The organism is Azospirillum sp. B506 (assembly GCF_000333595.1).
In the GTDB taxonomy this organism is placed as follows: domain Bacteria; phylum Pseudomonadota; class Alphaproteobacteria; order Azospirillales; family Azospirillaceae; genus Azospirillum.
The window spans coordinates 1-4,871 of record NZ_BADK01001078.1 but is presented as its reverse complement, the minus strand read 5'-3'; the positions used below and the strand labels follow the sequence as shown (position 1 = coordinate 4,871).

The following is a 4,871-nucleotide window of genomic DNA, read 5'->3' as shown; positions in this document are numbered from 1 at the left end:
ACGACGACCATCACCTGATCGCCGGCGTGGCGGGCTTCGACGCGGGCATCGCCCTTGACAATGGCGGTCACCTGCCCTTCGGCCACTTCGGTGTCGTAGCCGAAGAACTCGGTGGCGCCCAGCTCGTCCTTGATCTCGTACCACAGCTTCTCGGTGCCGACCTCGCCCGAGCCGGCCCAGGATTCGCGGGCCTTGCGGCGCTGCTCGTCCATCGCCGCCTTGAAGCCGGCCTCATCGACGCCGCGGCCCTGGCCGCGCAGCACGTCCTGCGTCAGGTCGAGCGGGAAGCCGAAGGTGTCGTACAGCTTGAAGGCGACGTCGCCGGCCAGCGGTTGGCCTTCGCCAAGATGGCCGACCTCGTCCTCCAGCAGGCGCAGGCCGCGCTCCAGCGTCTGCTTGAAGCGGGTCTCCTCCAGCTTCAGCGTCTCGACGATCAGGGCGCGGGCGCGGTTCAACTCCGGATAGGCGTCGCCCATCTGCTGGATCAGCGCCGGAACCAGACGGTGCATCAGCGGCTCGCGCGCACCGATCATGTGGGCGTGACGCATGGCGCGGCGCATGATCCGGCGCAGCACATAGCCGCGGCCCTCGTTCGACGGCAGCACGCCGTCGGCGATCAGGAAGGAGGTGGAGCGCAGATGGTCGGCGATGACGCGGTGCGACACCGCATGCGCGCCGTCCGGCGAGGTCTTGGTCGCCTCGGCAGACGCCATGATCAGCGCCCGCATCAGGTCGATGTCGTAGTTGTCGTGCTTGCCTTGCAGGACGGCGGCCAGACGCTCCAGCCCCATGCCGGTGTCGATGGACGGCTTGGGCAGCGCCACCAGATTGTCCGGACCCAGCTGTTCATACTGCATGAACACGAGGTTCCAGATCTCGATGAAGCGGTCGCCATCCTGGTCCGGGCTGCCCGGCGGGCCGCCGGCGATCGACGGGCCGTGGTCGAAGAAGATCTCGGAGCAGGGACCGCAGGGGCCGGTGTCGCCCATGCGCCAGAAATTGTCGTCGGTCGGGATGCGGATGATGCGGTCGTCCGACAGGCCGGCGACCTTGCGCCAGATGCCCGCCGCGTCCTCGTCCGAGGTGTGGACCGTCACCAGCAGCTTGTCGGCCGGCAGACCGTATTCCCTGGTGATCAGGTTCCAGGCGAACGCGATGGCGTCGTCCTTGAAATAATCGCCGAAGGAGAAGTTGCCCAGCATCTCGAAGAAGGTGTGGTGCCGCGCGGTGTAGCCGACATTGTCGAGGTCGTTGTGCTTGCCACCGGCGCGCACGCATTTCTGCGAGGTGGCCGCACGCTTGTAGGGCCGCGTCTCGGCACCGGTGAAGACGTTCTTGAACTGGACCATGCCGGCATTGGTGAACATCAGCGTCGGATCGTTGCGCGGCACGAGCGGCGACGAATCGACCTTCTGGTGGCCCTGCTTGGCGAAGAAATCCAGGAACGTGCGACGGATGTCGTTGGCGGTCTGCATACGGTCAAGGCTCCGGGTGCGCGGCTGAGGCCCTTTTGTTGGCCGAACCGTGCTTTTAGCGCGAGAATGGCGGCATGTCCACGACGGACGGATTATTACCCTAGGTCACGGCGGGCAAATTGCCAGGAGCAAAATGCCACTGGCAAAATGCTGCGGGCACATTGCCGCCGGTCACTCGGCTTCCGCCGCCGCCCGTGCCTTTTCGATCCGGCGGCCGACGATGATCGCGATCTCGTAGAGCGCGATCAGCGGCAGCGCCAGACTGACCTGGCTGATGACGTCGGGCGGGGTCAGCACCGCGGCGGCGATGAAGGCGCCGACGATGGCATAGCGACGCTTCGACGCCAGGGCGTCGGTGCTGATGATGCCGACGCGGACCAGCAAGGTCAGCAGCACCGGCAGCTGGAAGGCGATGCCGAAGGCGAAGATCAGCGACATCACCAGATGCAGATATTCGCCGACGCGCGCCTCGAACTCGATGGGCAGGGCGTTGCTGCCGTCGGGATGGAACTCGAAACCCAGGAAGAACCGCCAGGCCATCGGGAAGATGAAGTAATAGACGATGCCGGCACCGGTCAGGAACATCACCGGAGTCGCCACCAGGAAGGGCAGGAAGGCCTTGCGCTCATGCTTGTACAGGCCGGGCGCCACGAACATCCAGATCTGGCTGGCGACGACCGGGAAGGAGATGAAGCAACCGGCCCAGAAGGCCACCTTCACATAGGTGAAGAAGGCTTCGGTCAGACCGGTGTAGATCATCCGGCGCCCCTGCCCCGCCAGGATGTCGGCCAGCGGCTGGACCAGGAAATTGTAAATCTTGTCCGACACCGCATAGCACAGCAGGAAGGCGATCAGGATGGCACCGATCGCCCACATCAGCCGGTTCCGCAGCTCGATCAGATGATCGATCAGCGGCATCTTGCTGTCTTCGAGTTCGTCCTGCTGGGTATCGCCGGTCATGGGCCGTCTTGTCTCAGGTCTGCTTGTCGGTCGGCTGGGCGGTAGCCACGGCGTCCGGGCGCGGGGCCGGAGCGGGCTGCGGCACCGGGGCCGGATGCGGCGGCTCGGCGATGGCCGGTGCCGTGGTGATCGGTGCCGTGGTGATCGGCGATGGGGCAGCCGAAGGCGCCACGCTGTCGGTGACCATCGGCGTGGCCGGCGCGCTGGTCGCCGGCTCCGGCACCTGGGGCTGGTCCGGTTCCGGCGGGCTGCCGGGATGGCCGTTCAGGCCCACATCGAATTCCTTGGCATCGAAGGCTTTCCCCACCTCCCCCTTCGGGTCGATGGTGTCCTCCATCATCTTCTTGATGTTCAGGTCACGGGTCTTCAGCGCTTCCTTGCGAAGCTCATCCAACTCGGTCTCCCGCATCATGTCGTCGATGTGGGTCTGGAATTCGCGCGCGACGACCCGCGCCTTACGCACCCATTTGCCGAGCGTGAAGATCGCCTTGGGCAGATCCTTGGGGCCAATGACCACAAGGGCGATGACGGCGATCACCATCAGTTCGGACCAAGCGATGTCGAACATGTTCTTCCGGCTTCACGAATGCGGTGGGCAGGATGGCGTGCGGCGTCCGGGACGGACAGCCGCGCGCCCGCCGGTCAGCTGCGGACCGCCTCGTCCTTCTTGGCCGCGGTTTCGGCCGTGTTGGCAGGCTGGTTCGGAATGGTCTTGGCATTGCTGCCGGGCGCGGCATCGTCGCTGTCGTCCTGCAGGCCGGCCTTGAAGGACTTCACGCCCTTGGCGAGATCGCCCATCACCTTCGGCAACTTACCGGCGCCGAACAGCAGAAGAACGATCAGAAGAACGATGATCCAGTGCCAGATGCTGAAAGAACCCATGGCGCGCCTATCACGTTTGAACGGCCTTTGCGGCGGGCCGGCACTATGGCAGAAAGGCCGGGGTGCCGCAACGTTCGCCCCATCATCCTTAACCGGTTGTCATTGAGGTTTCACGGGAATTCGCCCAGACGCCGGAGAAAAAGCCAAGATCCGGCCACGGCTCACTCCTCGTTGTCGCTCCCCAGCGCGCTGTCGTCCGCCGCGCCTCCCAGCCCCAGCAGCACCGGCCGGCTGTCCAGCAGGCCGGCGGCGCGCAGGTCGTCGACACTGGGCAGGTCGCGCAGGCTCTCCAGCCCGAAATGGTCGAGGAAATGGTCGGTGGTGATCCAGGTCAGCGGCCGTCCCGGCGTCTCCCGCCGCTTGCCCGGCCGGACCCAGCCATGCTCCATCAGCAAATCCAGCGTGCCCTTGCTGGTCGCCACGCCGCGGATGGACTCGATCTCCCCCCGGGTCACCGGCTGGTGGTAGGCGATGATCGCCAGCGTCTCGATGGCCGCGCGCGACAGCTTGCGCGACACCTCCTCCTCACGGCGCAGTTCCGGTGCCAGATCGACCGCGGTGCGGAAGGCCCAGCCGCCGCCGGTGCGCACCAGAGTGATGCCGCGCGGGGCGTAATGGGCGCGCAGTTCCTCCAGCAGCAGCCCGACCTCCGGCCCGATGCGGCCGGCCAGCGTTTCCTCGTCCAGCGGCTCGGCCGACGCGAACAGCAACGCCTCCAGCAGGCGCAGCCTGCCGATGCGGGCCTCCGTCTCGTGGGCGTCGGTGACTTCCTTAATCATGCGAGTTCACGTCTTCCGAAATGCCAGCGTCCTGAGAATCACCGGAGCGGCCGCGGACATAGAGCGGGGCGAAGGCGCCCTCCTGACGCAGTTCCAGCCGGCCGGCCTTGGCCAATTCCAGCGTCGCGGCGAAATGCGCGGCGAGTGCCGACCGGGTCAGCAGCCCGCCACCCTCCCCGCCCGGCAGGAAGCTCGCCAGCGTCGCCCAGTCCGGCATGTGGCCCAACAGCGAGGACAGGCGCTGCACCGCCTCCTCCATCGAATAAAGGCGGACCGGGGCGATGTGCAGGACGCCGGACTCCTTGCGGGCGCGCTGGCGGCCATAGGCGCGCAGCAGGTCGAACAGCGTGACCTCGTAGACCGACTTGCGGCGCAGATCCAAATCCTCCGGCGCACCGCGCGGGTGGACGTCGATGCCCAGCCGCGGACGGGCGAACAGTTTCTCGGCCACGTCCTTCATCGCTTCCAGCCGCTGGAGCTGGAAGGCGAGCGCGGCGGCCATGTCCTCGCCGGACGGCTCCTCCCCCTCCGGCTCGGGCAGCAGCAGGCGCGACTTCAGGTAGGCCAGCCATGCCGCCATCACCAGATAGTCGGCGGCCAGTTCCAGCCGAACCTTCCGCGCCTCCGCGACGAAGCTCAGATACTGGTCGGCCAATTCGAGAATAGAGATGCGCGTCAGGTCGACCTTCTGGTCGCGCCCCAACGCCAGCAGCATGTCGAGCGGTCCCTCGAAGCCGTCGAGGACCAGCAACAGCGTTCGGACGGCGCGCTCCGC

General features: G+C 66.5%; 6 protein-coding genes. All 6 read right to left on the bottom strand.

Going from position 1 to position 4,871, the window contains the following annotated elements; translation table 11 throughout:
- Positions 1-1,475: alanine--tRNA ligase (gene alaS / locus I71_RS33250; protein ID WP_042704376.1), on the bottom strand; the 1,475-nt coding region annotated here is incomplete at its 3' end.
- Positions 1,476-1,646: 171 nt separating this feature from the next.
- Positions 1,647-2,435: a twin-arginine translocase subunit TatC gene (tatC, locus tag I71_RS33245; RefSeq protein WP_042704374.1), complete on the bottom strand. Its 789-nt coding sequence runs from the start codon at positions 2,433-2,435 to the stop codon at positions 1,647-1,649.
- A 13-nt stretch (positions 2,436-2,448) separates the two neighbouring features.
- Complete coding sequence (gene tatB / locus I71_RS33240; protein ID WP_042704373.1) at positions 2,449-3,003, bottom strand: Sec-independent protein translocase protein TatB; 555 nt, start codon at positions 3,001-3,003, stop codon at positions 2,449-2,451.
- Between the two features lie 74 nt (positions 3,004-3,077).
- On the bottom strand, positions 3,078-3,317 hold the full coding sequence (locus I71_RS33235; RefSeq protein WP_042704372.1) for a twin-arginine translocase TatA/TatE family subunit: 240 nt from the start codon (positions 3,315-3,317) through the stop codon (positions 3,078-3,080).
- A 161-nt stretch (positions 3,318-3,478) separates the two neighbouring features.
- A complete protein-coding gene (gene scpB / locus I71_RS33230) occupies positions 3,479-4,096 on the bottom strand; it encodes an SMC-Scp complex subunit ScpB (RefSeq protein ID WP_042704370.1) in 618 nt (205 codons plus the stop codon).
- The gene (locus I71_RS33225; protein WP_083897520.1) at positions 4,089-4,850 is read right to left on the bottom strand and encodes a ScpA family protein; all 762 of its coding nucleotides are present in this window, start codon (positions 4,848-4,850) and stop codon (positions 4,089-4,091) included. Before I71_RS33225 ends, scpB begins: the two co-directional genes overlap by 8 nt.
- Positions 4,851-4,871 lie beyond the last annotated feature (21 nt).